The following is a 26,668-nucleotide window of genomic DNA, read 5'->3' on the forward strand; positions in this document are numbered from 1 at the left end:
TTTCCGTGCTGCTGCTGGGGTTGTGGGCCGTCGTCGCCCTGCCGGGCGCGGGCACCCAGTCGTCGCATCTGGTGCTGGGCCTCGCGGCGGTCGCGGCCGGGCTCCTCATGGCGCTGGTGGCTGCCGGAGTGCCCGCGCCCGCCCGGCCGTGCGGGCCCGGCAGTGTCGCCGCGCCGAGCCGGTCCAGCGCCCGCCCGGCACCCCGCTTCCTGGATCCGGACGCACCCGGGCGCCCGCGCCCTCGCGCGCCCTCGGCGTACCCCGCGGCCGCGCTCGCGTAGCGCACGGCCGCCTCCGCGTCCGACTTCCTTCAGACCGCAGGGGTACGCCCATGTCCGTTTTCGTCCACGCCGCGCAGTCCGTCCTCGAGGGCATCGCCGCCCTCCTGGCCCCCTCGGCCGGTGTCTTCGCCGCCGCCCTCGCCGTCGTGCTCTTCACGATGGCCGTCCGTCTGCTCATCAGCCCGCTCAGCTGGCTGCAGGCCCGTTCCGCCCGCCGTGGCGCCGCGCTGGCGCCCGACCTCGCCGCGTTGCGCGAGAAGCACCGCGGGGACCCGGCGGCGCTGGCCACGGAGACGCTCGCCCTGCAGCGGGCGCGCGGGGTGAGCCCGTACGCCGCGTTGCTGCCCGCGCTCGCCCAGGCGCCGTTCTTCATGCTCATGTACCACGTCGTGCAGCCCGGGGCGGGCGCGCCGACCGGGGTCCTGGCCGGCCAGGTGTTCGGGGTGCCGCTGACCGCGCATCTGGTGAGTGGCCTGCCGGTCTTCGCCGTCCTGCTCGCCCTCGCGGTCCTGCTGGCGTGGTGGTCGTCGCGGCGGGTACGGCGTTCCATGGCGCCGGACGCTCCGCTGCGCCGGGTGCTTGCCGGGGTGCCGTACCTGTCCGTGGCGGCGGTCGCGTGGTTGCCGCTGGCCGCCGGGCTCTATCTCGTGACCTCCACTGCGTGGACTGCGGCGGAGCAGGTCATCCTCCGGCGCTAGATCGAAAGTTCTTAATGTTGACAAGTTCGTGAAACGCGCCGGACACTTTTCTGAGAGCGCTCTCTCGTCCCCACGACAGCCCTGGGAGCCGTCGTATGAGAATCCGTCGCCGTTTCCTCGCCGCCGCGGCCGCCAGCGCCGCCCTCACCGCCCCCGCCTTCGTCGCCGTCTCCGCCCAGGCCGCCCTGCCCCCGCCCCCGTCGGGCTGGACCCAGGTCTGGGCGGACGACTTCACCGGAGCGGCCAACACCCTCCCCAGCTCCGGCAACTGGATCATCGACACCGGCACCAGCTACCCGGGCGGCCCCGCGCAGTGGGGCACCGGGGAGACCCAGACGTACACGAACAGCACCACCAACCTGGCCCAGGACGGCTCCGGCAACCTGCGCATCACGCCGGTGCGCAACGGATCCGGCCAGTGGTCCTCCGCGCGGATCGAGACGCAGCGTTCCGACTTCAAGGCGCCGTCCGGCGGGGTGCTGCGCATCGAGGGCCGCATCCAGATGCCCAACGTGACCGGCGCCGAGGCCGCCGGCTACTGGCCCGCGTTCTGGGCGCTCGGCGCGCCGTACCGGGGCAACTACCAGAACTGGCCGGGCGTCGGCGAGTTCGACGTCATGGAGAACGTCAACGGGATCAACTCCGTCTGGGGCGTGCTGCACTGCGGCGTGAACCCCGGCGGCCCGTGCAACGAGACCCTCGGCATCGGCGCCAACCGGGCCTGCCCCGGGTCCAGCTGCCAGTCGGCCTTCCACACGTACGCGTTCGAGTGGGACCGCAGCGTCAGCCCCAACCAGCTGCGGTGGTACGTCGACGGCCAGCAGTTCCACTCGGTCACCCAGAGCCAGGTCGGTGAGCCGCACTGGACCAACATGACCGGGCACAACGGCTACTTCCTGCTGCTCAATGTGGCGATGGGCGGCGCGTTCCCGAACGGTGTCGCGGGCTCCGGCACCCCGACGGGCTCGACCGTGTCGGGTCGGTCGATGCTCGTCGACTACGTCGCCGTCTACAGCCGCGGTGGCGGTGGCGGTACGACCCCGCCGCCGACCACCCCGCCGCCGACGGGCGGGACCCGGGACGCGTACGGCACGATCCAGGCCGAGTCGTACGACGCCGCCTCCGCGGTGGCGAAGGAGGCGTGCTCGGAGGGCGGCGAGGACGTCGGCTGGATCGGCAACGGCGACTGGCTGCAGTACAACAACGTCGACTTCGGTACGGGCGGCGTCCGCGACTTCGTGGCCCGGGTGGCCTCGGGCGCGGCCGGGGGGGTCAGCGGCCTGATCGAGGTGCGCATCGACGGCCGCAGCAACGCGCCGATCGGCTCGTTCGCCCTGGGCAACACCGGCGGCTGGCAGTCGTGGCGGTCGGTGCCGGGCAACGTGTCCACCGTGTCCGGTCGGCACACCGTCTTCCTGACTTTCTCGAGTGGCCAGCCCGCCGACTTCGTGAACGTCAACTGGCTGCAATTCCGCAGGTAGTCGCTTTCTTCAATACGTACACGGAAGGGCCGGCCGCGCGACGTGCGCGGCCGGCCCCGCTGCTTAATTGAAAGTTAAGTTCACGGATGCCTTTACTTCCTCTGTTAACAGTCCTAATAATTGGCGCACCCCCACCGGTCCCCGTGGAAGGCCCACCCCCATGCGCCGATCCCTAGTCCTGGCCGCGGCAGCTGTCACCGCCGCCGCGGCCGCCACGGTCTACGTCGCCTCCACCGCCAGCGCGGCCGCCGCCTGTGCCGTCGCTTGGAGCCCGTCCGCGGTCTACACCAAGGACATGACCGCCTCCCAGGCCGGTCACAACTACACCGCGAAGTGGTGGACCCAGAACGAGAGCCCGTCGACCCACAGCGGTCAGTGGGACGTCTGGGCCGACAACGGCACGTGCGGCGGCGGCACCACGCCGACCACCCCGCCCACCACGCCCCCGACCACCCCTCCCACGACCCCGCCCACGACGCCGCCGACCACGCCGCCCACGACTCCGCCGGCCTCGGGCTCGCTGCCGGCGCACATCGTCACCGGCTACTGGCAGAACTTCGACAACCCGGCCAACGAGATCAAGCTCGCCGCGGTGCCGAACACGTACGACCTGGTCGCGGTGGCCTTCGCGGACGCGACGAGCACGCCGGGCGCGGTCTCGTTCACCATCGACGCCGGGCTGTCGGCCAGCGTCGGCGGCTACACCAACGCACAGTTCAAGGCCGACGTCGCCACGCTGCACTCGCGCGGCAAGAAGGTCGTCATCTCCGTCGGCGGCGAGAAGGGCTCGGTGTCGGTCAACGACGCGGGCGCCGCGACGAACTTCGCCAACTCCGTCTACTCGCTGATGCAGACGTACGGCTTCGACGGCGTCGACATCGACCTCGAGAACGGGCTCAACCCCACCTACATGGCCCAGGCGCTGCGCAGCCTTCGGGCCAAGGCCGGCTCGAGCCTGATCATCACGATGGCGCCACAGACCATCGACATGCAGAACCCGGCCGGCTCGTACTTCAAGCTCGCGCTGGACATCAAGGACATCCTCACGGTCGTCCACACCCAGTTCTACAACTCCGGCGCGATGCTCGGCTGCGACAACAACGCCGCGTACGGCCAGGGCTCGGTGAACTTCATCGTCGCCCTGACCTGCATCCAGCTGGAGGCCGGCCTGCGCCCCGACCAGGTGGCGATCGGGCTGCCGGCCACCACCGGCGCGGCCGGTGGCGGCTACGTCTCCCCGTCCGTGGTCAACCAGGCGCTGGACTGCCTGGCCCGCGGCACCAACTGCGGCTCCTTCAAGCCGCCGCACACCTACCCCGGCCTCCGCGGCGCGATGACCTGGTCGATCAACTGGGACGTCACCGCCGGCAACGGATGGGCCAACGCCGTATCCCCCCACGTCCACGCCCTGCCCTGAGCGGAGAACCCCCGAATGAAGCTCAAGATGCGCTACCTGGCCGCCCTCGCGGTGGCCCTCACCGGAACCGCGGCCGCCGTCATCCCCATGACCGCCTCCAACGCGGCCGTCGCCTGCGCCGGTGCCTGGAGCCCGTCCGCGGTCTACACCAAGGACATGACGGCCTCTCAGAGCGGCCACAACTACACGGCCAAGTGGTGGACCCAGAACGAGAGCCCGGCCACGCACAGCGGGCAGTGGGACGTCTGGGCCGACAACGGCGTGTGCGGTGGCACCACCGACCCGACCACGCCTCCGCCCACCGGCCCGACCACGCCGCCCTCGACCGGGACCAAGATGGCGTCGGCGCCGTACATCTACCCGGGCTGGGGCAACCCGCCGGCGCCCTCGACCGTCATGAACGCCACCGGGATCAAGGCGTTCACCATGGCGTTCGTGCTCGCCAACGGCTGCAACCCGGTCTGGGACGGCGAGGGTGGCCTGACCGGCGGCGTGCACGCCAGCACGATCAACGCGATCAAGGCGGCCGGCGGCAGCGTGGTCCCGTCGATCGGCGGCTGGAGCGGTAACAAGCTCGGCCCGAACTGCTCGACGCCGGAGGCGCTCGCCGGGGCGTACCAGAAGGTCATCGACGCCTTCCAGCTCGGCGCGATCGACATCGACATCGAGAACTCCGACGAGTTCGAGAACACCGTCGTGCAGGACCGCATCCTCAACGCGCTGAAGATCGTCAAGCAGAAGAACCCGAACGTGAAGACGATCCTCACCTTCGGCACCTCCACCACCGGCCCGAACTACTTCGGCACCCGGCTCGTGCAGCAGGCCAAGGCGCTCAACGCGAACATCGACATCTTCACCCAGATGCCGTTCGACTTCGGCGGCGGCGCGGACATGTACGCCAGCACGGTCGGCGCCTCCGAGGGCCTGAAGAACCTGCTCAAGAGCACGTTCGGCTACACCGACGCGCAGGCGTACTCGCACATGGGCATCTCCGGCATGAACGGCCTGTCCGACCAGCAGGAGCTGACCAGCCCGGACACGTGGACCCGGATCCGGGACTACGCCAAGAGCAAGGGCTTCGCCCGATTCACCTTCTGGGCGGTCAACCGTGACCGTGGCTGCGCCGGCGGCGGCGTGGTCTCCAACTGCTCGGGCATCGCGCAGGCGGACTGGGAGTTCACCCGGATCAGCGCCGGGTTCTGACCCGTACCGGACGCGCGGCCGTGGATCATCGATCCGCGGCCGCGCGCCGGCGTTTGCGGACCTTCTTGACGACCCACTGCACGGTGACCAGCACGATCAGCGCCCAGACCGCGTAGTTGATCCAGGTGCTGTACTGCTCGACGTTCTGCCAGCGGGAGCCGAGGGCGTACCCGGCGCCGACGAAGATGCAGTTCCAGACGCCGCTGCCGATCGTGGTGAAGAGCGTGAACTGGCCGAGCGGCATGTGGTTGGCCCCGGCCGGGATCGAGATGAGGCTGCGCACGACCGGCGCCATCCGGCCGAACAGCACGGCGGACTTCTCGTGCTTCCCGAACCACCGGTCGGCCTTGTCCAGGTCGTCGGCGTCCACCAGCGGGATGCGGTCGAGCCAGTGGCGCAGCCGGTCCTCGCCCAGCGCGTGACCCAGCCAGTAGAGCGCCAGCGCGCCCACCACCGAGCCGGCCGTGGCCGCGATCGTGACGACGACCAGGTTGACCTTGCCCTCGCTGGCGAGGTAGCCCGCCATCGACAGCACGATCTCGCTCGGGATCGGCGGGATGAGGTTCTCCAGGGCGACGAGCAGGCCGACGCCCACCGCACCGAGGGACTCGATCACGGACGCGACCCAGCCGGTCAGCCCGGTGAGCCCGTTGAGGTCGGTCTCCGCTGCCAGGACATGCATGGTTCAAGTGTTACCCGGCCGGGTGCGTGCGAACCTGGGCCGCCCGGAGAGGCGGGACCCGGGAGGTGGCGGCAACCGGGTAGGGTCCGGGCGCGATGGACACGTTGAGCGCCCGGGGGCGCGCGGTACGGGTCGCGGTCACCGCGGTCGCGGCCGTGCTGCTGCTCGCCGGCACCTTCTGGGGTCAGGACGACGACTTCCCGTTCGGCCCCTTCCGGATGTACTCGACCGCGCCCGACCCGGACGCGGACGCACCGGACACGCGCGTCGAGGGCGTCGACACCACCGGCCGCACGATCGTGCTGACCGAGGCCAACAGCGGCCTGCGCCGGGCGGAGATCGAGGGGCAGCAGCAGGCGTACGTCGCCGACCCCGGCCGGCTGCGCCAGATCGCGGTGGCGTACGCGGAGAAGAGCCCCGGTGCGGCCCCGCTGACCACCGTACGGATCGTGATCCGCTGGGCGGGCATCGAGGACTCGCGCCCCACCGGGGAGAGCCGCGACGAGGTCGTCGCCGCCTGGACGGGTACGCCGTGAGCCGGGTGGTCGCGTGGCTGACCGCGCCCGTGCCGAGGGGCCGCGTCGCCGCGTTCCGGACGCTGATCTACCTCTTCGTCGCCGCCGACCTGGTGATCTTCACGCCCTGGGTACGCCACCATGCAAGCACCCCCGGCGACCTCTACGAGCCGCTGCTCGTGGGCCGGCTGCTGCACCTGCCCACGCCCACGTCGCTGCTGGTGCACGCCATCTTCTGGGTGCTGCTGGCGGTCTCGCTGGCGGCCGCCACCGGGCGCGCGCCCCGGCTGCTCGGCTGGACGGTCTTCGCGCTGTACTTCGAGTGGATGATCATCGCGATGAGCTACGGCAAGGTCGACCACGACCGGGTCGGCCTGCTCGTCGCCCTGGCCGCGCTGCCCACGGTGGGGCGGGCCCGGCACGGCGATCCGACGCGTACGGAGGCCGGCGGCTGGGCGCTGCGGGTCACCCAGATCGCGGTCGTGTGCACGTACTTCCTGGCGGCCTGGGCGAAGGTGCGGTTCGGCGGGCCCGGCTGGGTGACCAGCTCGGTGCTCGCCCGGGCCATCGTCCGGCGCGGCACGGACCTGGCCGACCTCATCGCCGGGGTGCCGTACCTGTTGATCCTCGCGCAGTTCGGGATCATGTTCTTCGAGCTGACGAGCCCGGCCATCTTCCTGCTCCACGGCAAGTGGCGTAACCGGGCGGTCGCGTTCTTCTACTCGTTCCACGCCGTCACGTTCGCGACCATCACGATCTCGTTCGCGCCGCACCTCGCCGCGCTGGCGAGCTTCCTGGCTCTCGAGAAGGTTCGTCCCGTGGAGTGGTCACGGGGTTTCCTGCGGCGGCGCTCCGGTCATGTAGAGCCGCATGAGCGACCGGTGGTATGAGAAGGCAGTCGTCTATTGCCTGGACATCGACACGTTCGCCGACTCGAACGGCGACGGCGTCGGTGACATCCGCGGCCTGATCGGGCGGCTGGACTACCTCGCCCGGCTGGGCGTGACGTGCCTGTGGCTCAACCCGATCCACCCCACGCCGAACCGCGACGACGGCTACGACGTCCAGGACTTCTACAACGTGGACCCGCGCTTTGGGAACCTCGGCGACTTCGCGGAGCTGCTGCACCAGGCGGGCAACCGGGGCATCAAGGTCATCATCGACCTGGTCGTCAACCACACCTCCGACCAGCACCCGTGGTTCCAGTCGGCGCGGTCGTCGGCGGACTCGCCGTACCGGGACTGGTACGTCTGGTCCGACACCCAGCCGGCGGACCGCCACCAGGGCATGGTCTTCCCCGGCGAGCAGAACGAGACGTGGACCTACGACCGGACCGCCAAGCAGTGGTACTACCACCGCTTCTACAAGTTCCAGCCGGACCTCAACATCAAGAACCCGCAGGTCCGCGAGGAGATCAAGAAGATCTGTGCCTTCTGGCTGCAGCTCGGCGTCGCCGGTTTCCGGATGGACGCGGTGCCGTTCATCATCGAGGAGACCGAGCCGGGCAACCCGAACTCGCCCAAGGACCTGGCCTTCCTCACCGACCTGCGCCAGCACATCCAGTGGCGCAAGGGCGACGCCGTCCTGCTCGCCGAGGCCAACGTCGAACCGGACCAGCTCAAGCACTTCTTCGGCGACGGCGGCGGCTCCTCGAACCGCATCCACATGCTCTTCGACTTCATGCTCAACGGCCGGCTCATGCTGGCGCTGGCCCGCCACGACCCGGAGCAGATCATCGACGCGCTGCGCGACACCCCGGCCCTGCCGGACGGCGGTCAGTGGGCGACGTTCCTGCGCAACCACGACGAGGTCGATCTCTCCCGGCTCACCGCCGAGCAGCGCAACGACGTCTTCGCCGAGTTCGGTCCCGACGAGGACATGCAGCTGTACGGCCGCGGCATCCGGCGCCGGCTCGCCCCGATGCTGGGCGGCGACCGGCGGCGCATCGAGCTCGCGTACGCCCTGCAGTTCAGCCTGCGGGGCACCCCGGTGCTGCGCTACGGCGAGGAGATCGGGATGGGCGACGACCTCTCGCAGGAGGGGCGCGACGCCATCCGTACGCCCATGCAGTGGTCCTCCCTGCCCAACGCCGGCTTCTCGACGGCCGCGCCCAAGGACCTGGTCCGCCCGGTCGTCTCGGACCCGGAGTACGGATACGAGACGGTCAACGTGACGCTGCAGCGGCACGATCCGACGTCGCTGCTGTCGTGGTTCGAGCGGATGATCCGCACGCTGCGCGAGGCGCCGGAGGTCGGCAGCGGCACCTGCAGGCACGTCGACGTCCCGGTCCCCCCGGGTGTGCTCGTGCACCGGGCCGACGACACCACCGGCACGATGGTCTTCATCCACAACCTCGGCCCGGACGAGGGCGTCGTCGACCTGAGCTCGCTGGAGCCGGAGGCGCAGTTCCCCAACGACATCCTCGCCGACCGCGAGTATCCGGACCTCGGCAAGCTGGACGCCCTGCCGATCGCCGGCTACGGATACCGCTGGGTCCGCCTCTGCCGCAAGCCGTGAACAAGCTGCACTCCAAGTGAAATAAACCACGCCTCCCGCCTTGTGACCGGCCGGTAACAACTGGACTAGAGTCGGGCGAAAACCAGATCTGCGGGAGGCCACGAATGACCCAGCCGAGTCGGGTAGCGATCGTCACCGGAGCCGCACGCGGCATCGGCGAGGCGACCGCGCGCAAGCTCGCCGCCGACGGCCTGGCCGTCGCGGTCGTCGACCTCGACGAGGGCGCGTGCGCCAACACGGTCACGGCGATCCACGACGCGGGCGGCACCGCGCTCGCCGTCGGTGCCGACGTGTCGAACCCGGACCAGGTCACCGCGGCGGTCGAGAAGGTGGTCAACGAGCTGGGCGCGCCCACCGTCCTGGTGAACAACGCCGGCGTGCTGCGCGACAACCTGCTCTTCAAGATGAGCGACGACGACTGGGAGACCGTCATGGCGGTCCACCTGCGCGGCGCGTTCCTGTTCAGCCGGGCGGTGCAGAAGCACATGGTGGACGCCGGCTGGGGCCGCATCGTCAGCCTGTCCAGCACGTCCGCGCTGGGCAACCGGGGCCAGGCCAACTACGCCGCCGCCAAGGCCGGCCTGCAGGGCTTCACCAAGACCCTCGCGATCGAGCTGGGCCGCTTCGGCATCACCGCCAACGCGGTCGCGCCGGGGTTCATCGTGACCGACATGACCGCCGCCACCGCCGCGCGCGTGGGCGTCGACTTCGCGGACTTTGAGAAGGCGGCGATCAGTCAGATTCCCGTCGGCCGGGCGGGCCGTCCCGAAGACGTCGCCCACACCGTATCCTTCCTGGTCAGTGAGGGAGCGGGGTTCGTGTCCGGCCAGGTGATCTACGTGGCCGGCGGTCCCCGCGGGTAGCGTTTGCCTTGATCGGGGTCGCTACAACAGGTAAGGAAGCGACCCCGATGGGCGAAAGGGCGGAGAAGCGTTCAGTGAACCGACGGATGAGCTCTCGTAGCGTGGCGCTGACCAGCACGTTCCTGCTGCTGGCCGCGGGTGGCGCCGCGGCGTGCGACAACGGTGACGACTACCAGGACGAGGGCTTCTACTGCGCTGACGAGAACGGCACCATCGTCGACGAGGACTACTGCGACGACGACAACGACGGCGGCGGTGGCTTCGGGGGCGGCTTCTTCATCTGGCACTCGACCAGCTACCGCTCCGGCTACCCGATCGGTTCGCGGCTGCCCGCCGGCGGTCAGAGGTTCGCGTACAACGACAAGGCTTCGCGGTCGAGGTTCGGGCTCCCGTCCAGCGGCCGGATCAGCAACGGCACGGTGAAGACCAGCGTCGTCGGCAAGGGTGGCAGCGGCACGTCCGGCAAGTCCAGCCGGTCGGGTGGCTGAGCCGTGCGCCGGGTCCCGTACGGGCCGGTCCGCGACGGCTGGCGGCTCACCAACTACAGCCTCGGGCTGACCTACAACGACACCGAGCTGCCGGACGGGACGATGATCTCGTACTGGCAGGAGGGGCCGTACTACGAGTTCTCCGAGGCCGAGATCGAGGAGCTGGAGACGGCGACCTCGGTGCTGCACCAGATGTGCCTCGACGCCGGCGACTGGATGGTCCGGCAGTGCCCGCGGCGCACGCTCGAGGGCCGCCGCCAGGGCTACTTCGCCTCCGTGTGCACCCCGGAGAGCTGCTTCCTGACGAAGATCGGCATCCCGGAGTACGCGCACGAGCAGATCATCCGTACCTGGTTCGACGGCGACGCGGAGACCTGGACCCACCGGGACAAGGACCCCGACGGCACGGTCCCGATGCAGACGCCGGACTACTCGCCGAGCATCTACGGCCGCTTCGACCTCTGGTACAACGGCGCCGGCAGCGTCCCCCGGCTGCTCGAGTTCAACGCGCAGACCCCCACGTCGCTGGTCGAGTCCGCGGTCATCCAGTGGCACTGGGTCGACCAGACCAACCTGACCCAGCACCCGTGGCGGCAGTGGAACTCCATCCACGACCGCCTCGTCGGCTGGGAGGCCGCCGACGGCGAGCCCGCCAACCCGGGCGCCTGGCGGCGCAACATCGGCAAGCTCCGCGAGGCCCGGCCCTGGCTGCCGGAGAAACCGAAGATCTATTTCGCGTACGAGACGAGCGAGACGTCCGGTGAGGACCGGATGAACGTCGCCTACCTGATGGCCACCGCCGAGGAGGCCGGCTACCCGGTCGAGCTCATCGCCATGAGCCAGATCGGCTGGGACGTGGCGGGCGACCGCGTGCTCTTCGTCCCCGCCCCCGGCCAGGAGCACAAGGCCGAGCCGATCGACGTGATCTTCATGCTGTACCCGTGGGAGTGGTTCTGGAACGAGGAGGGCGGCAAGGCCTTCTTCCGCAACATGGCCGACCCGGCGAAACGGGGCACGGTGTGGATCGAGCCTCCGTACAAGGCGGCGCTGCTGGGCAACAAGGCGCTGCTGCCGGTGCTGTGGAAGCTGTTCGGCGACGACCCCGAGCGCGGCAAGTACCTGCTGCCGGCGTACTTCGCGGAGTCCTCGTCGGCGGCCAAGCTGACCAGCTACGCCAAGAAGCCCGTCTGGGGCCGTGAGGGCGGATCGGTCACCCTGGTCAAGGACGGGGTCACAATCACCGAACACCCCTCCGAGTACGGCGCGGACGGCCGGTTCGTGGTGCAGGAGCTGCTCGAACTGCCGTCGTACGACGGTCTGGAGGGGACGGTGCACCCGGTGATCGGCTCCTGGCTGATCGACGGCGAGCCGGCGGGCATGGGCATCCGCGAAGGGCTGGGCACGGACGGCCTGGTCACGAAGGACCGCTGCAACTTCCTGCCGCACCTCATCAGCTGACACCGAGAGAGGATCTTGCTAAAGTCTTTTGCAAAAGACTTTAGCAAGGGAGGCGGCGTGGTCGGTCCGGAACTCGCGCGGCTTGTCGCCCTGCTGCGGCAAGCGCGTACCGACCTCATGGATGTCGAGGTCAAGGCGGCGGCCGGAGGGCTGCCGAAGTCGGTGCGGGACACGCTGAGCGCGTTCAGCAACGACCGAGGCGGCACGCTCCTCCTGGGGCTGGACGAGAATGACGACTTCCGTCCCGCCGTGGGCTTCGATGCGGCGCGGATCCGGGATGCGCTTGCCTCAGCGTGTAGTGACGACCTGCATCCGCCCGTGCGCGCGGAGATTGACATCGTCCCCTTCGGGGGCTCGCTGGTGGTCGTGGGTGAGGTCGGCGAGCTCGACCCGCGCTTCAAGCCGTGTTACGTCGCCGCTCGCGGTGAATACAACGGGTCTTTCACCCGGGGTGGAGACGGTGACCGCCGGCTCACCGATTTCGAGATCCACCTCCTTCACACCAACCGCGGTCAGCCGGAGGACGACCGGCAGCCGGTCGCCAACGCTCTGCCGGAAGACCTGGAGTCCGTGGAAGTGCGAGCTCTGGTCGACAGGGTTCGTCTCCGGCAACCGCGAGCTTTCGCCAATCTCTCGTCAGAGCAGGTGCTGCGCAGACTCAACGTGCTTGCTGAGGATCAGGAGGGCCGGCTCCGGCCGACCCTCGGGGGGCTCTTGGCGCTCGGTGCGTATCCGCAGCAGTTCTTTCCTCAGCTCAATGTGACCTTCGTGGTCTATCCGGGGCTGTCAGCTGAGGATGTACCGGTCAATGGGCCCCGGTTCCTCGACAACAGGTCCTTCGACGGACCGATTCCCGTGATGGTTGATGAAGCCGTCACGGCGGTCCTTCGTAACACGTCCGTGCGGTCGTTCGTCGAAGGCGCTGGACGTACCGATGTGTACGACTACCCGGCAGAGGCTGTCCGCGAGGCGGTCGCGAACGCTCTGCTGCATCGGGATTACTCCCCGTACTCCCGAGGGGCGCCCGTGCAGATCACTCTGTATGCGGACCGACTGGTCGTTGCCAATCCGGGTGGACTGTTTGGCGCCGTGACCACGGACGACTTGGGCGGTGAGGGGGTCACGTCGACGCGTAATTCCGTGCTGGCGAAGTTGCTGCAGGACGTTCGTCTGCCGGAGAGCGGCCGCATGGTGTGCGAGAACCGGGCCAGCGGAATTCCGACGATGCTCCGTGAACTCCGCCGGATCGGATCGCCGCCACCGGAGTTCCACAGTCGTATCACTCGCTTCAAGGTCGTCATGCCGAGGCATGCCCTCCTGGGTGACGAGACCATGAGGTGGATTGCCGGCCTTCATCAGAGGGGTCTCACACCGACCCAGCATCTGGCTTTGGCCGAGATGCGCGCAGGCCGCCCGGTGACCAACGGCTCCATGCGAAATCTGGGCCTGGAGGCGCACCGTGCGACCGCCGAGCTTTCCGACCTCGTCAACCGGGGTGTTGCGGTGCGGATCGGTGAACGGCGCCATGCTCGTTATGTTCTGGCCCCTGCCGATGGCAGTGCTGAACGCGGGTTCGAAGCACTGCCGCCCGCGAGGAGCGTCGAAGAGGAGGTGCTGGCCGCGTTCACGGATCAATCCGAGTTGAGTCGCCGGGAGCTGGAACAATGTACGGGCCTGAGCTGGACGAAGGTTCTTCGAGCTTTGAACACGCTCGAGGCTCAGGGGCGGATTGCGTTCACTGCACCGGCCCGCTCACCCCACCGACGCTATCGGCGCGTCGATGAGCGGTGAGCACAACCTCATCAGCTGACGTGGGGTCCGGGCGGGCCGGAAGGCGTTACCATACGGCTTCATCAATGTTACCGTTCACTTCCCGGCCGACCCGCACCCGAGGACACCGCCGTGGCCCAGCCGACCCACGCCCGTGACGACGCCGTCGTCGTCGCCGCGCGTGCCGGTGACCGGGCCGCGTGGAACGAGCTGGCGCGTCGTCATCTGCCGATGGTGTACACGCTCGTCCGGCAGGCGCTGCACGACGATCCGGGCGTGGACGACGTGGTGCAGGACGTCATGGTGCGCGCGCTGCGGCAGCTGTCCGACCTGCGGTCGCCGGGCAGCTTCCGGCCGTGGCTCGCCGCCATCGCCGTACGCCAGATCGGCAGCCACCTGGCCCGGGAGGAGGTCGCCGCCCGCCGCGCGGTGCCGCTCGGCGAGGTGACCGGCCGTCCGGATGCCGGCGCGGAGGTGGAGGGGCCGGCGCTGCTCCGGGCCGAGCTGGCGGGTCAGCGCCGCCAGGTGGGGCACGCGACCCGGTGGATGGGCGCGGACGAGCGGACCGTGTTCTCGCTGTGGTGGCTGGAGACGGTCGGCGAGCTGACCCGCCGTGACGTCGCCGCGGCCCTCGGGACGAGCGTCGCTCATGCTGGCGTACGGATCCAGCGGATGCGTGAGCAGCTCGAAGCCGCCCGGCGGGTCGTCGCGGCGCTCGAGGCGATGCCCGGTTGTGGCGTCCTCGGCGAGGTCGCGGCGGAGTGGGACGGGGTCCCGGGCGGGTACTGGCGGAAACGGCTGACCCGGCACGTCGAATCCTGCCGGGTCTGCGGCGCCGCCGCCGGTGGGCTCGTACCGCTGGACCGCCTGCTGGCGGGGATCGCGCTGCTTCCCGTGCCCGTCGCGCTGACGGCCGCGGTGCTCGGCAAGACGTCCGCGGGCGGTGTGGCCGTCACCTCGTGGCTGGGCCGGGTCGTGCAGGTGGCCGTCGCTCATCCGCTGGCGGTGACGGTCGCGTCCGGGATGCTGGTCGTCGGCGTCACGGCGTCCGCCGCCGCCGTCGTGCCGTTCACCCGCTCGAGCGTCGCCGCGGCGCCGGCGCTGCCCCGGCCCGGGCCGCCGCAACCGGATCCGCCGGCCGGGGCGCTGCGTACCGGCCGGGTGTCGCTGGAGTCGGCCACCTCGGCCGGCCGGTTCGTCGCCGTGGCGGGGGACCAGGGTGTGCTCGTCACGATCGGCCCGGGGAGCGACGCCGCGACGCGCGAGCGAACCACCTTGATCGCGGAGGCCGGGCTCGCCGACGCGTCGTGCTTCTCGTTCCGCCGGCCGGACGGGCGCTACCTGCGCCATTCGTCGTTCCGGCTGCGGCTCAGCGCGGACGAGGGGACCGTTCTCTTCCGGCGGGATGCGACGTTCTGCGGTCAGGACGGCTTCGTGGACGACTCGGTGTCGCTGGAGTCGTACAACTACCGTGGATTCTTCCTGCGCCATGTCGGCGATCAGCTGTGGATCGACCAGTTCGACGGCAGCGACGCGTTCCGGGCCGACAGCTCGTTCCGGGTGCGACCGCCACGCTGAAAAGCGTTATGGCCGGCCCGCGCAGAAGGTCGGATCTTGAGGGCTCGGGAAACCTGGGGGCACTATGGGCCTACCCCATGGAAGCGCTCCCACGCTCCAAGACCGGAAGGTTCCCCCACCATGCCCCCACTCGGAAGACGTCGCGTCCTGCTGCTCGCGAGCGCCGCGGCCACCGTCCTCGCCGCCGGTGTGGCGGTGGTCGGCACCGCTGAGGCGGCCTCCACGCTCGGCGCCTCCGCCGCGCAGTCCGGCCGCTACTTCGGTGCCGCGATCTCCGCCGGCAAGCTCGGCGACGCCACCTACAGCCGCATCCTGACCACCGAGTTCAATGCGGTGACGCCGGAGAACGAGATGAAGTGGGACGCCACCGAGCCGTCCCAGGGCTCGTTCAACTACAGCGGCGGCGACCGCATCCTGAACCAGGGCGTCTCGATGGGCGCCAAGGTGCGGGGACACGCCCTGCTCTGGCACCAGCAGCAGCCGGGCTGGGCCCAGTCGCTGTCGGGCACCGCGCTGCGCAACGCCGCGATCAACCACGTCACCCAGGTCGCCACCCACTACCGGGGCAAGATCTACGCCTGGGACGTGGTGAACGAGGCGTTCGCCGACGGCGGCAGCGGCGCCCGCCGCGACTCGAACCTGCAGCGCACCGGCAACGACTGGATCGAGGCCGCGTTCCGCGCCGCGCGGGCCGCCGACCCCAACGCCAAGCTCTGCTACAACGACTACAACACCGACGGCGTCAACGCGAAGTCGACCGGCGTGCTCAACATGGTCAAGGACTTCAAGGCCCGCGGCGTCCCGATCGACTGCGTCGGCTTCCAGTCGCACCTGGGCACCGGCATCCCCGGCGACTACCAGGCCAACCTGCAGCGCTTCGCCGACGCGGGGGTCGACGTCCAGATCACCGAGCTCGACGTCGCCCAGGGCTCCAACCAGGCGAACATCTACGCCACGGTCACCAAGGCCTGTCTGGCGGTGTCGCGCTGCACCGGCATCACGGTCTGGGGCATCCGCGACAGCGACTCGTGGCGTACCGGCGAGAACCCGCTGCTGTTCGACAACTCGGGGAACAAGAAGGCCGCGTACACCTCGGTGCTGAACGCGCTCAACGCCGGCGGCACCAGCAACCCGCCGCCCAGCTCGCCGAGCTCGCCGCCGCCGAACCCCGGAACCGGCGCCTGCTCCGCGTCGGTGTCGCTCAACTCCTGGAACGGCGGGTACGTCGCGACCGTACGGGTCACCGCCGGTTCCGCCGCGGTCAACGGCTGGACGGTGAACCTGACCGTCCCGTCCGGCGGCGCGGTGACGAGCACCTGGAGTGCGACGAACAGCGGCACCAGCGGCGCCGTGAGCTTCCGCAACGTGAGCTACAACGGGCAGATCCCGGCCGGCGGCAACACCGAGTTCGGCTTCCAGGGGACCGGCACGGGTCCCACCGCGACCCCGTCGTGCCAGGCGGGCTGACGACGCCCTGACCGCATCGCACCCGCCGGTCCGGCTCCTGCCGGGCCGGCGGTGTGTCGTCTCAGGGGCGCGGACGGTTGCGCCAGAGCCACCAGAGGCCGACGAACGGCAGCACCAGCGGGACGTAGCCGTACCCGCTGCCGTAGCGGGACCAGACCGTGTCGTCCGAGAACGCGACCGCGTCCGCGATGCTCAGCGTGCCCACCACCAGCACGCCGATCAGCTCGATCGAGCAGCTGGTCAGCGCGAGCAGCCGGCCCCGGACGCCGCCGATCGCCAGACCCACGGTCGCCGCGATGTAGACCAGGCCGGCGAACGCCGACAGCAGGTACGCCAGCGGCGCCTCGGAGAAGTGCGTGGTGATCTGGACCAGGGCGCGGGCGCTCGCCGACAGCGCGAAGATGCCGTACACGAGGAGCAGGACCCGGCCGAGGCCGGTGCCGATGGCCGCGTCGCGGGGGCGGGCCGGGGTCGGGGTGGGCTGCTCAGCCACTGGTCACCTCCGCGATCTGCTGCAGGCGCAGCACGAGGACCGGCAGCGTCAGCGCGGCGACGCCGAGGATAAGGGTGCCCCAGCGGGTCGGTTCGAGGCGGGCCAGGTAGACCGCGACCGGCGCGAAGGCGACCGTGGTGATGAGGTAGCCGACGAACGTGGTCCATTCGGCCGGCCGGTCGCCGATGAAGAGGCCGACGACGGCGACCACGACCAGGACCGCCACCAGCGCGCCGAGGCCGAGCATGGACCACAGGTCGGCGTTCGTCGGGCGGCGGTCGAGGGCCGTACGGACCAGGTACCAGACCGCCAGCACCAGCGCCACCGCGATCACGGCGATCGAGAGGGGGCCGTTCATCACCGGCACAGCGTACTGACCAGTCCGGGCGTGTTAGCTTTCGCCCGGGTGATCAGCGGCGGAAGGCGGCACGGCGATGCGGTTCGGACTCTTCGGCACGGGGCCCTGGGCCCACCAGGCGCACGCTCCGGCGCTGGCGGCCCACGACGACGTCGAGTTCGTCGGTGTGTGGGGACGCAACGCGGAGAAGGCTGCCGAGCTGGCCGGTGAGCACGGCGCGAAGCCGTACGCGGACATCGACGCGCTGATCGCCGACGTGGACGCGATCGCGGTCGCCCTCCCGCCGGACGTGCAGGCGGACATCGCGCTGCGGGCCGCGCGCGCGGGCAAGCACCTGCTGCTGGACAAGCCCGTGGCGTTCACCGCGGCGGCCGCCCGGGAGATCGTGGCCGCGGCGACGGAGCACGAGGTCGCCAGTGTGGTGTTCTTCACCCGGCGGTTCATGCCGGCCATCCAGGAGTTCGTCGAGCGGGCCGAGGCCACCGGCGGCTGGCTCGAGGCCCGCATCGATCACCTCGGCTCGATCTTCCAGCCCGGCAACCCGTTCGGCGAGTCGGCCTGGCGCAAGGAGAGCGGCGGCCTGTGGGACGTCGGCCCGCACGCGGTCGCGCTCGTGCTGCCCGTGCTCGGCGCGGTCACCGAGGTCACCGCGCTGGCCGGCGCCCGGGACATGACCCACGTCCTGCTGCGGCACGCCGGCGGCGCGATCAGCACGCTGACCCTGTCGGTCGACGCCCCGGCCAAGCTCGAACGCGAGGACGCCGTCCTGTACGGCGAGTCCGGCGTCGCCGGTGTGCCCCCGGTCGAGTGGCTGCCGGTGGAGGCGTTCGGGCGGGGGGTCGACGCGCTGATCGGCGCCGCGAACGGTGGCCCGGCGTCGCCGCTCGACGTGCGCTTCGGCGCGGAGGTCGTCACGATCCTCGCCGCCGCCGCCGAGTCCATCTCCACCGGAGCCACCGTCAAGCTCGGCTAGCGGCACTTCCAGAGCAGCGGGTGGTTGGACACGTCCTCGCCGCTGGAGTAGCCGGCGGCGGTCCGCCCGTCGTCGCTGAAGCTGGAGATCAGGTAGTCCTGCCGGCCTTTCGCCTTGCGGTACCCGGGCAGCTCCGTCGTCACGTTGCCGTCGCTGGTGATCACGGGGCGCCGGGCCTCACCGATGATCCACCCGTTGGCGGCCACCCGGGCGGGCATGCCCGAGTCGTCCGGCAGGCGCTCGTACCGCCCGGTGGCGATGCGGAAGCGGAAGAACTCGAACCGGCGCTCCTTCCCGGTGTCGACGACGGAGCGCCCCACCACCCAGCCGTTGCGGATGGACGCCGGCCAGAACATGGTCGCTTTCTTCCCGTCGACCTTCGGCAGCGGCATCGCGCGGTGGGTGCCGTCGGGAAGCCACAGGTATCCGCTGCCCTCCTTGCCCTTGGGCGACACCGTGCCCAGGATGGTGCCGTCCTCGTCGATGTCGACCGCCGCGCCGGACTCCGTGCCGGGCGGTACGGGCAACGTCTCCGGCTGGGCGGTGATCGAGGACCAGCGGACGGGCAGCCCCTCGTAGATGGGGCCGAGGCTGCCCACCACCACGCCGGCGTCGTTGATCGCCTGGGCGACGGCCTCCCCGCCCGGGATCGGGGTGACCTTGCCTTTGCTGTAGGCGTACGGTCGCACTCCGGGCTCGAAGGTGTATCCCACGGCGTTCCCGCGCGTGTTGACGTCCTCGAAGCTCTGGTCCTCCCCGCCGATCCGGACGGTGTCGGCGATCTTGCCGTCCTTCCAGATCACCAGGGGCCGTGACCCGTCGTCCTTCCCGGCCGGGTACGTGCGCCCGACGACCCAGTGCCCGCTGGGGTCGCCGCCCGTGACCAGCGCCTTCTCCACGCCGTCGGTGGGCAGCCGGGTGACCGTGCAGTCCTTCGGCCGCTCGAGCGGGGCGGCGGCGGTGATCGAGGGGGCGGGGGTGGCGACCGGCCGCGGGGCGGTGCTCGGCCGGCCCACCGCCGAGAACGCCAGCGTGCCGCCCGCCGCGGTGGTGGCGGTCAGCGCGACGATCGCCGTGCCGCTCGCCCACCAGCGGGTCAGGCGGCGCCGGCGGCCCTGCGCCATGGCCCGGGCCACGTCGATGCGGGGCTGCCCGGCCGGCTCGCCCGCGAGGGGGCGCAGCAGGGCCCGGCCGTACCGCTCGTCGTCGAGGTGTTGTCTCACTGGTTGCTCCCGATCTCGATGCGGTCGCCGAGGATGCGGCGCAGCGCCGCCAGCCCGTGCGACGTCTGGCTCTTCACGGTGCCCTCGCTGCAGTTCAGCGCCCGGGCGACGTCGGCGACGGGCTGGTCGCAGAGGAACCGCAGGACCAGCACGGCCTGCTGCCGGGGCGGCACCTGCGACAGCGCGGCGCGCAGCACGGTGCGTTCCTCGACGTCCGGGTGAGCGCCGGCCGGGACCGGACGTTCCGGTGGGGCGCCGAGCCGGACCTTCCACCAGCCCCGGCGCTTCTCGTCGAGGAACGTGCGGACCAGGATGGCGTGCACGTACCCGTCGAGGTTCTCCACGCGGCCGATCCGCGGCCAGCGCGCGTACAACTTGGTGATGGCCTCCTGTACCAGGTCGTCGGCCTGGTGCACGTCGCCGCACAGCAGGTACGCCGTACGCCGCAGCGCCGCCGCCCGCCCGTGGACGTACGCCACGTACTCCGAATCCGTCCCGTCAGCCATCCCAGCTCCCGTCGCCGACACACCTGCTAGACGGAAGTTCGCCAGGTTCGGTTATACGGCGGCCCATCCGCATAGCGTCCGGCTCCGAATCGACGTTGAATGCCTGTGGACGAAGAGAGGGCCAGCATGGCGGAGTACGGCGCGGCCCGGAACCGGCCCGACCACCTGTCGGCGGTTCCGGCGCCGCCCACGGACGTCGGCGACCTGCTGCGCGGGATCGCCCGGGGTGACGAGGCGGCCTTCGGGCGGCTCTACGACCTGGTGGCGCCGCGTGTCTTCGGGCTGATCCGGCGGGTGCTGCGCGACCCGGCCCAGGCCGAGGAGGTGACGCAGGAGGTGCTCGTCGAGGTGTGGCGCACCGCCGCGCGCTTCGACTCGGCCCGCGGGTCGGCCACCGCCTGGGTGTTCACCATCGCGCACCGGCGGGCCGTCGACCGGGTACGCGCCGAGCAGGCCTCCGCCGACCGCACCCTGAAGGTCGGCGCCGCCTCGGTCGACACCCCGTACGACGAGGTGGTCGACGAGGTGGCCGGCCGGCTGGAGCGCCAGCAGGTGCGCCGCTGCATGGACGATCTCACCGAGCTGCAGCGGCAGGCCGTGACGCTCGCGTACTACCAGGGCCACTCGTACCGCGAGGTGGCCGATCTGCTCGAGACGCCGCTGCCCACGGTCAAGACCCGGATGCGCGACGGCCTGATCCGCCTGCGCGACTGCCTGGGCGTGGAGGTGACCGCATGACCCCGACGGATGTGCACGCGCTGGTGGGCGCCTATGCCCTGGACGCGGTGGACGACCTGGAACGGGCCGCCTTCGAACGGCACCTGGCCGAGTGCGCGGCCTGCCGTACCGAGGTGGACGAGCTGCGGGAGACCGCGGCCCGGCTGGCCGACGGGACCTGGTCGGTGCCGCCACCGCGGTTGAAGGCCGAGGTCATGGCCGCGATCGGCCGGACCCGGCAGCTGCCGCCGCCGGACACGGCCGCGCCTTCGGGCCGTTCCCGTGAGAACCGCTGGCGCCGGTATTCGGTGGCCGCGGCCGCGGCGGTGGTCCTGGCAGCGGGCACGGGCACGACCGTCTACGCGATCCAGGAGCAGCGGGTACGGGACGAGCGCGCGATCGCCTCGGCCGCCGAACAGCAGCAGCAGCGTACGCAGTCCATCCTCTCCGCTCCCGACCTCGTGGTCCGCACCGCGCCGGTCACGGGGGGTGGACGGGTGACCGTGGCGTCCTCGGCGTTGCAGGGTGCGAGCGTGGTGACGCTCCAGGCCGACCGGGCGCCCGGCGCCGACCGGGCGTTCCAGATGTGGACGATCCGCGGCGCGGGCGACCCCGTATCCCCGGGTGTCATGAACCCCGGGCAGCAGTCGGCGGTGGCAGTGGTGAAGGGGATTCCCGGCAACGACATCTTCGCGGTGTCGCTGGAGCCGGCGGGTGGTTCGGCGCGACCGACCACAGTGGTCGCTAAAGTTTCTTTGGCCTGAGAGCAATCCGGCGCGCATACGGGTCCGAATCAGTAGCGAAGGTAAGAACCACTACTGAGAGGTCCAAAATGCGCGCCACGAAGCTCACCGCAGTCGCCGCAGCCGCCCTGTTCTCCGTCTCCCTGGCGGCCTGCGGCGACGACTCCTCCTCGGACGACACCGGTTCGGCCGCCGCCCCGGCGCCCATGACCTCCTCGGCCGCGCCGATGATGTCGTCGGACGCGGGTACGGACACCATGACGAACTTCGGCTCCGGCTGCGCGGCCGTGCCGAAGGACGCCTCGAACCCGGGCAGCTTCGAGGCGATGGCCCAGGTGCCGGTCGCCACCGCCGCCTCCGGCAACCCCGTGCTGTCCACACTGGTCACCGCCGTCAAGAAGGCCGGCCTGGTCGACTCGCTCAACAACGCCAAGGACATCACCGTCTTCGCGCCGGCGAACTCCGCGTTCGAGAAGATCCCGTCGAAGGACCTGAACAAGGTGCTCGCCGACAAGAAGACGCTGACCAGCATCCTCACGTACCACGTGGTGTCCGGGAAGCTCGCGCCCGCCGACCTGGCCGGCACGCACAAGACCCTCGAGGGTGACAACCTCAAGGTCACCGGCAGCGGCACCGACTTCAAGGTCAACGACGCGTCGGTCGTCTGCGGCAACGTGCAGACCGCGAACGCGACGGTCTACATCATCGACTCCGTTCTGATGCCGAAGAGCTGATCGCAGTGCTCCGGCGTACGCGTCCGGCTCTGGCCGGCATGCTCTCCGCCGCCCTCGGGGTGGCCGCCGCGGAACTCCTCGCGGCGGCCACCCGGCCGGCGGCCGGACCCCTGGTCGCGGTCGGCGGGGCGGTCATCGACGCGACACCGACGCCGGTCAAGGAGTTCGCCGTACGGACCCTCGGCACGCACGACAAGCCGGTGCTGCTCGGCTCGATCGTGCTGGTCCTGCTGCTGTTCACCGCCGTCGTCGGCCTCCTGAGCGCCCGTCGCCGCTGGATGGCGGTGGCCGGGGCCGCGGTCTTCGGCATCGCGGGCGCCGCCGCCGCACTGTCCCGGCCGGCCGCCATCGCGTACGACGCCGTACCGTCCCTGCTCGGCGCCGCGATCGCCGGTGTAGTCCTGCTGTTCTGGGCGCCCGCCGCGCCCGCAGCACCCGGCCGGCGCCGCTTCCTGAGGACCGCGTTGCTGGTTGCCGGCGGAACTGTCGTGGCCGGCGCCGCAGCCGAGACGGTCAAGCGGATCAAGGGTGGCGCGGTGGCCCAGTCCCGCGAGGCGATCACCCTGCCCGCGGCCGCGGACCCCGCGAAACCCCTGCCCAGCGGCATCGCACCGGGCTTCTACTCCGACAAGCTCTACCGGGTCGACACCGCCCTCACCGTGCCCCGCATCGACGCCGGCGGGTGGCGGTTGAAGATCCACGGCATGGTCCGGGACGAGATCTCGCTGTCCTTCGCGGACCTGCTCGAGCGGCCCCTCGTCGAGCGCGACATCACGCTGAACTGCGTGTCCAACGAGGTCGGCGGGCCGTACATCGGGACGGCCCGCTGGCTGGGCGTACCGCTGGCGCCGCTGCTGGCCGAGGTCGGCGTGGACGCCGCGGCGGACCAGATCGTGGCGCGTTCCGCGGAGGGCATGACCATCGGTACGCCGCTCGCCACGGCCCTCGACGGCCGCGACACGATGCTCTGCGTCGGCATGAACGGCGAACCGCTCGAGCTGGAACACGGCTTCCCGGTGCGGATGCTCACCCCCGGCCTGTACGGCTACGCCGGCGCCTGCAAGTGGGTCACCGAGCTGGAGCTCACCACGTTCGCCGACTTCGACGCGTACTGGGTCCGGCGCGGCTGGGCGGCGAACGGGCCGGTCAGGACGGCCTCACGGATCGACCGCCCGCAGCCGTTCGCCCGGCCTGCCGCGGGGAAGGTGACGGTCGCCGGGGTGGCGTGGGCGCAGGGCCGCGGCATCCGCACCGTCGAGGTACGTGTCGACGACCGCCCGTGGCGCAAGGCGGAGCTGCTGCCCGTACCGTCGTCGGACACCTGGGTTCAATGGCGCCATGAGTGGGATGCGACACCCGGCCTGCACACCCTCGCGGTACGCGCGACCGACGGCGCCGGCGACGTGCAGACCGAGCAGCGGGCGACGCCGTACCCGTCCGGTGCGACCGGCTGGCACAGCGTCACCGTGACGGTGGAGTAAGTCAGGGGACTGTACGCTCGATCGCGGCGGCCCCGTCGCGTTCCAGCTCCTCGCGGGCCCGCTCGATGTTCTCCGGCGTCGGGTCCCGGCCCTCCGCCACGGCCAGGTCCACGGGCTCCCACTCCTGGTCGGCGCCCGTCCGCACCACCGGCTCCTCGCCCGGCTGCAGGAACTGGGGGTTGTCGGAGTCGGGGCCGCCCCCGGTGATGAAGGCGTCCACCGCGACGTCGTCCTCGATGGCGTCGGCCACCTCCGGGGTCTCCTCCAGCGGCGGCTGATTCTGATCGGTCATCGTTCCTCCAAGGGCCACGCTTGCGTCCTGGCTCCCGGCATACCCCCCGGTGCAGTTGTCCACGCACCCACGCCGAATGGGACGATCGATTCGTTGGGGCACCAAGCGAGCGCGATTCGGACAGCCGCCGCGCGCATCGGATGGACGGTGCGTAGCGGGCCGAATACATTTCTGCCGTGCCACGTGTATGAGCGTTCCGGCGGGGAAGGCGCACGCCCGTGGCGAGGGGAACATGATATGAGCGATCGCTGGACAGCGTGGCCCCACTCCGGCCCGGCCGAGCGGGGCGAGGCGAGGTGAGCAGTCTGCCCGACGCCGAGCGGGACGCGGGTGAGGTGGTACGGCTGCTCGAGGCGCTCGTGGCGTCGTTGCGGGCGCGCGGAGCGGACCTCGGCGACGAGAGCGAGGCCCTGGCCGCCCTGGCCCGGGAGGGCGGTACGGCGGCCGGCCGGGTCCTGGCCTACCTGCGTGCCCTGCAGGGCGCCGGCGACGGGGTGGCCGTCGCGGTGCCCCGGCACCTCGGCCCCTGGCGCGACTGGACGCCGACCCGGGGCAACCTTTTCGAGGGATTTCCTGCGCCGGCCCGGGTCGAGGAGTTCCCGCGGCCGCGGCGCTGCGATCCCGGCGAGTAGCGCCTACCCCCGCGACCGCAGCGTGTCGGAGGGCGACACCCCGAAACGCGTCCGGTACGCCGACGCGAACCGTCCGAGGTGGGCGAAGCCCCAGCGGTGCGCCACCGCCGCCACCGTCGTACGGCCCGGATCCTCCATGCGCAGGGTCTCGTGCGCCCGGGTCAGGCGTACCTGTTGCAGGTAGGACATCGGTGCGCAGCCCACGTGCCGCCGGAAGCCCTCCTGCAGCGAGCGGACGCTCACCCCCGCGATGCGGGCCAGGTCCGCCACCGTGAACGGCCGCTCCGGCTCGTCGCGGATGGCGTCCATCGTGCGCCGTACGGCCCGGGGCGGCATCGCGGGCGCCGGCGCGGTGAGCTCCTCGGTGTACCGGTGCGGCATGCTCAGCAGCAGCCCCGAGACGATGCTGCGGCGCAGGTGCTCGGCGATCAGCGGCTGCCGGATCAGGCTCCCCGGCCGGGCGATCTCGGCGTGCAGCATCCGGACGAGCTCGCTCCAGCTGCGTACGGCGCCGTCGCCGAGCGCAACCTGCGGCGGCAGGTCCAGCGGGCCGTCGACCGGACGGCCCAGCAGATCGGCGAGCTCCGCCTCGAGCGCCGGCCGTTCGATCTTCACGTCCAGCTCCGCCGAGTACGCGTCGTGCAGCGTGTAGACCGGCTTGCCGGGTCCGTACACGACGGCCGTGCCGGGGTCCGCGGTGAGCTCCTGACCGGCGTGCCGGACGTGCACGCGGCCGGACGTGGGGATGGTGACGTGGTACGCGTCGAGATCGGTCGAGGCGATCGAGACGGCGGCCCCGAAACCGATGTGGCCGACGGTCAACGGTCCGAGTTGGATCACATCGGCGCGGAACTGGAAGCCCTCGGCGCCGTCGGGCGTACCGATCGCCAGCGGATAGTAGAAGCTGGCCAGCAGCGATCGCATGTCCTCGATGTCGGAACTGCGAAAACCCGCCGTGGCGCGGTCTGCCAAGGGGGGCGTCACCGTCCTCTGGTGAACGTCAACCATGTCGCACGGCACTCCCACGCATACGGTGAGTATTCGGCCCGGAACAGTGGATCGTCAATCTCACGCGACGCGGGGTGACCGATCCAGCACATTCCGGCCAGATGAACTACCCTGGCGTTCCGCGCCTACCTGGCGTAACTTGCAGACCAGCGGATAGTTGTTGGGACGCGGAGGTCCAGCCGGCGCCGGGGTGAGGTGCCGGGCCGCGCGGCTGGTAGCGCGAAAGACCTCGCGGAACGTTCGGCGTCGCCCGCACGACGCCAGGAAGAGGGCAGCCGTGTATCTGCCGATCACCACTCGCCAGCTGGCCGATGGCACCGTCGAGATCGCCCCCAGCGGGGAGATCGATCTGGACAACGCCCACGTCCTGCGCGACGCCGTCAACGACGTCCTGACCGCGCAGACGCCGGGCAAGATAGACCTCGACCTCCAACGGGTGATGTTGATCGACAGCATCGGCATCGGCATCCTCGTCGCCTGCTTCCACGCGGCCGCCGCCTCCGGCGTGAAGCTCGCGGTGAGCCACCCCAGCCCGACCGTGTACCGGCAGCTCTGGATCTCCGGCCTGGTCGGCCTCCTCGGCTGCGCCGAACCGCCCTCCCCGCGCACCTCGGTGGGCCTGCGCCCCAGCTGACGACGGTCCTGGGGGACCCCGCCGGGTTTGCCGGCCCGGCGGAGGTCCGCAGGCGCCGTTCGTCCTCGCCGCCGGCCGGGCCGGGCACAATGCAGCGCATGTCCGTGCTGCGCTCCGTCGCCCTGTTCCTGCTTGCCGCCCTCGCCGAGATCGGCGGCGCGTGGCTCGTCTGGCAGGGCGTCCGCGAACACCGCGGCCTGCTGTACGTCGGCCTCGGGGTGGCGGCGCTCGGTGCGTACGGTTTCGTCGCGACCCTGCAGCCCGACCCGAACTTCGGCCGCATCCTGGCCGCCTACGGCGGCGTCTTCGTCGCCGGATCCCTCGGATGGGGGATGCTCGTCGACGGCTTCCGGCCGGACCGCTGGGACCTCATCGGCGCGGCGTGCTGCCTCGCCGGCGTCGTCCTGATCATGTACGCCCCCCGCGGCGCCTGACCCTCCGCCGTGGGCCGTGATC

Annotated in this window: 29 protein-coding genes; 22 read left to right on the plus strand and 7 right to left on the minus strand. The window is 71.0% G+C overall.

Going from position 1 to position 26,668, the window contains the following annotated elements; translation table 11 throughout:
• Positions 1-5 precede the first annotated feature (5 nt).
• The 5 genes from COUCH_RS06780 (at position 6) to COUCH_RS06800 (ending at position 5,080) form a co-directional block, all read left to right on the plus strand.
• A complete protein-coding gene (locus COUCH_RS06780; protein ID WP_249611238.1) occupies positions 6-281 on the plus strand; it encodes a DUF6412 domain-containing protein in 276 nt (91 codons plus the stop codon).
• Positions 282-331: 50 nt separating this feature from the next.
• Complete coding sequence (yidC, locus tag COUCH_RS06785) at positions 332-979, plus strand: membrane protein insertase YidC (protein ID WP_249611239.1); 648 nt, start codon at positions 332-334, stop codon at positions 977-979.
• Positions 980-1,074: 95 nt separating this feature from the next.
• Positions 1,075-2,460, plus strand: a complete 1,386-nt coding sequence (locus tag COUCH_RS06790) for a carbohydrate-binding protein (RefSeq protein ID WP_249611240.1) — start codon at positions 1,075-1,077, stop codon at positions 2,458-2,460.
• Positions 2,461-2,620: 160 nt separating this feature from the next.
• Positions 2,621-3,877, plus strand: a complete 1,257-nt coding sequence (locus tag COUCH_RS06795) for a chitinase (RefSeq protein WP_249611241.1) — start codon at positions 2,621-2,623, stop codon at positions 3,875-3,877.
• Between the two features lie 15 nt (positions 3,878-3,892).
• Complete coding sequence (locus tag COUCH_RS06800; protein WP_249611242.1) at positions 3,893-5,080, plus strand: glycosyl hydrolase family 18 protein; 1,188 nt, start codon at positions 3,893-3,895, stop codon at positions 5,078-5,080.
• Positions 5,081-5,105: 25 nt separating this feature from the next.
• On the opposite strand, the gene COUCH_RS06805 is transcribed toward COUCH_RS06800, so the two are convergent.
• Positions 5,106-5,762 (minus strand): DedA family protein, encoded by a 657-nt coding sequence (locus tag COUCH_RS06805; protein ID WP_249611243.1) that lies wholly within the window; start codon positions 5,760-5,762, stop codon positions 5,106-5,108.
• A gap of 95 nt (positions 5,763-5,857) precedes the next feature.
• Here COUCH_RS06805 and COUCH_RS06810 point away from each other — a divergent pair, with 95 nt between their 5' ends.
• From COUCH_RS06810 to COUCH_RS06850, 9 genes are all read left to right on the plus strand, one after another.
• Entirely contained in the window at positions 5,858-6,298 is a 441-nt protein-coding gene (locus COUCH_RS06810; RefSeq protein ID WP_249611244.1) for a hypothetical protein, read from the plus strand.
• A 5-nt stretch (positions 6,299-6,303) separates the two neighbouring features.
• Positions 6,304-7,167, plus strand: a complete 864-nt coding sequence (locus COUCH_RS06815) for an MFS transporter permease (RefSeq protein WP_249613597.1) — start codon at positions 6,304-6,306, stop codon at positions 7,165-7,167.
• Positions 7,148-8,794, plus strand: coding sequence for an alpha-amylase family protein (locus tag COUCH_RS06820; protein ID WP_249611245.1), 1,647 nt, complete (start codon positions 7,148-7,150; stop codon positions 8,792-8,794). Before COUCH_RS06815 ends, COUCH_RS06820 begins: the two co-directional genes overlap by 20 nt.
• 104 nt (positions 8,795-8,898) lie before the next feature.
• Positions 8,899-9,657: a 3-oxoacyl-ACP reductase FabG gene (gene fabG, locus COUCH_RS06825; protein ID WP_249611246.1), complete on the plus strand. Its 759-nt coding sequence runs from the start codon at positions 8,899-8,901 to the stop codon at positions 9,655-9,657.
• Positions 9,658-9,743: 86 nt separating this feature from the next.
• Positions 9,744-10,145, plus strand: a complete 402-nt coding sequence (locus COUCH_RS06830) for a hypothetical protein (RefSeq protein ID WP_249611247.1) — start codon at positions 9,744-9,746, stop codon at positions 10,143-10,145.
• A gap of 3 nt (positions 10,146-10,148) precedes the next feature.
• The gene (locus COUCH_RS06835; RefSeq protein ID WP_249611248.1) at positions 10,149-11,603 is read left to right on the plus strand and encodes a glutathionylspermidine synthase family protein; all 1,455 of its coding nucleotides are present in this window, start codon (positions 10,149-10,151) and stop codon (positions 11,601-11,603) included.
• Between the two features lie 57 nt (positions 11,604-11,660).
• Positions 11,661-13,394, plus strand: coding sequence for an ATP-binding protein (locus COUCH_RS06840; RefSeq protein ID WP_249611249.1), 1,734 nt, complete (start codon positions 11,661-11,663; stop codon positions 13,392-13,394).
• A gap of 111 nt (positions 13,395-13,505) precedes the next feature.
• Positions 13,506-14,951: a sigma-70 family RNA polymerase sigma factor gene (locus COUCH_RS06845; RefSeq protein ID WP_249611250.1), complete on the plus strand. Its 1,446-nt coding sequence runs from the start codon at positions 13,506-13,508 to the stop codon at positions 14,949-14,951.
• Positions 14,952-15,071: 120 nt separating this feature from the next.
• Positions 15,072-16,418: an endo-1,4-beta-xylanase gene (locus COUCH_RS06850; protein ID WP_249611251.1), complete on the plus strand. Its 1,347-nt coding sequence runs from the start codon at positions 15,072-15,074 to the stop codon at positions 16,416-16,418.
• 61 nt (positions 16,419-16,479) lie between these two features.
• Here the strand turns inward: COUCH_RS06850 and COUCH_RS06855 are convergent, their stop codons facing one another.
• The gene (locus COUCH_RS06855) at positions 16,480-16,911 is read right to left on the minus strand and encodes a hypothetical protein (protein ID WP_249611252.1); all 432 of its coding nucleotides are present in this window, start codon (positions 16,909-16,911) and stop codon (positions 16,480-16,482) included.
• A complete protein-coding gene (locus tag COUCH_RS06860; protein WP_249613598.1) occupies positions 16,904-17,269 on the minus strand; it encodes a hypothetical protein in 366 nt (121 codons plus the stop codon). The genes COUCH_RS06855 and COUCH_RS06860 overlap by 8 nt, the downstream gene beginning before the upstream one ends.
• 76 nt (positions 17,270-17,345) lie before the next feature.
• On the opposite strand from COUCH_RS06860, the gene COUCH_RS06865 reads away from it, so the two are divergent.
• A complete protein-coding gene (locus COUCH_RS06865) occupies positions 17,346-18,242 on the plus strand; it encodes a Gfo/Idh/MocA family protein (protein ID WP_249611253.1) in 897 nt (298 codons plus the stop codon).
• Here COUCH_RS06865 and COUCH_RS06870 read toward each other — a convergent pair.
• Both COUCH_RS06870 and COUCH_RS06875 read right to left on the minus strand, forming a co-directional pair.
• Positions 18,239-19,465 (minus strand): hypothetical protein, encoded by a 1,227-nt coding sequence (locus COUCH_RS06870; protein WP_249611254.1) that lies wholly within the window; start codon positions 19,463-19,465, stop codon positions 18,239-18,241. The genes COUCH_RS06865 and COUCH_RS06870 overlap by 4 nt on opposite strands.
• Positions 19,462-19,971, minus strand: a complete 510-nt coding sequence (locus tag COUCH_RS06875; RefSeq protein ID WP_249611255.1) for a SigE family RNA polymerase sigma factor — start codon at positions 19,969-19,971, stop codon at positions 19,462-19,464. Before COUCH_RS06875 ends, COUCH_RS06870 begins: the two co-directional genes overlap by 4 nt.
• Positions 19,972-20,097: 126 nt before the next feature.
• On the opposite strand from COUCH_RS06875, the gene COUCH_RS06880 reads away from it, so the two are divergent.
• The 4 genes from COUCH_RS06880 (at position 20,098) to COUCH_RS06895 (ending at position 23,646) form a co-directional block, all read left to right on the plus strand.
• On the plus strand, positions 20,098-20,709 hold the full coding sequence (locus COUCH_RS06880; RefSeq protein ID WP_249611256.1) for a sigma-70 family RNA polymerase sigma factor: 612 nt from the start codon (positions 20,098-20,100) through the stop codon (positions 20,707-20,709).
• Entirely contained in the window at positions 20,706-21,452 is a 747-nt protein-coding gene (locus COUCH_RS06885) for an anti-sigma factor (protein ID WP_249611257.1), read from the plus strand. The genes COUCH_RS06880 and COUCH_RS06885 overlap by 4 nt, the downstream gene beginning before the upstream one ends.
• 68 nt (positions 21,453-21,520) lie before the next feature.
• Positions 21,521-22,165, plus strand: coding sequence for a fasciclin domain-containing protein (locus COUCH_RS06890; RefSeq protein ID WP_249611258.1), 645 nt, complete (start codon positions 21,521-21,523; stop codon positions 22,163-22,165).
• A gap of 38 nt (positions 22,166-22,203) precedes the next feature.
• Positions 22,204-23,646 (plus strand): molybdopterin-dependent oxidoreductase, encoded by a 1,443-nt coding sequence (locus COUCH_RS06895; protein ID WP_249613599.1) that lies wholly within the window; start codon positions 22,204-22,206, stop codon positions 23,644-23,646.
• 1 nt (position 23,647) lies between these two features.
• On the opposite strand, the gene COUCH_RS06900 is transcribed toward COUCH_RS06895, so the two are convergent.
• Entirely contained in the window at positions 23,648-23,938 is a 291-nt protein-coding gene (locus COUCH_RS06900) for a hypothetical protein (RefSeq protein ID WP_249611259.1), read from the minus strand.
• Positions 23,939-24,234: 296 nt separating this feature from the next.
• Between COUCH_RS06900 and COUCH_RS06905 the strand changes: the two genes are divergently transcribed.
• Complete coding sequence (locus tag COUCH_RS06905; protein ID WP_249611260.1) at positions 24,235-24,570, plus strand: hypothetical protein; 336 nt, start codon at positions 24,235-24,237, stop codon at positions 24,568-24,570.
• A gap of 3 nt (positions 24,571-24,573) precedes the next feature.
• Here COUCH_RS06905 and COUCH_RS06910 read toward each other — a convergent pair whose 3' ends face one another.
• A complete protein-coding gene (locus COUCH_RS06910) occupies positions 24,574-25,494 on the minus strand; it encodes an AraC family transcriptional regulator (RefSeq protein ID WP_249611261.1) in 921 nt (306 codons plus the stop codon).
• Positions 25,495-25,855: 361 nt separating this feature from the next.
• On the opposite strand from COUCH_RS06910, the gene COUCH_RS06915 reads away from it, so the two are divergent.
• Both COUCH_RS06915 and COUCH_RS06920 read left to right on the plus strand, forming a co-directional pair.
• The gene (locus COUCH_RS06915) at positions 25,856-26,212 is read left to right on the plus strand and encodes an STAS domain-containing protein (RefSeq protein ID WP_199511644.1); all 357 of its coding nucleotides are present in this window, start codon (positions 25,856-25,858) and stop codon (positions 26,210-26,212) included.
• A 98-nt stretch (positions 26,213-26,310) separates the two neighbouring features.
• Positions 26,311-26,646, plus strand: coding sequence for a YnfA family protein (locus COUCH_RS06920; RefSeq protein WP_249611262.1), 336 nt, complete (start codon positions 26,311-26,313; stop codon positions 26,644-26,646).
• The last annotated feature ends 22 nt before the right edge of the window (positions 26,647-26,668 follow it).

This window comes from Couchioplanes caeruleus (assembly GCF_023499255.1).
Lineage (GTDB): Bacteria > Actinomycetota > Actinomycetes > Mycobacteriales > Micromonosporaceae > Actinoplanes > Actinoplanes caeruleus_A.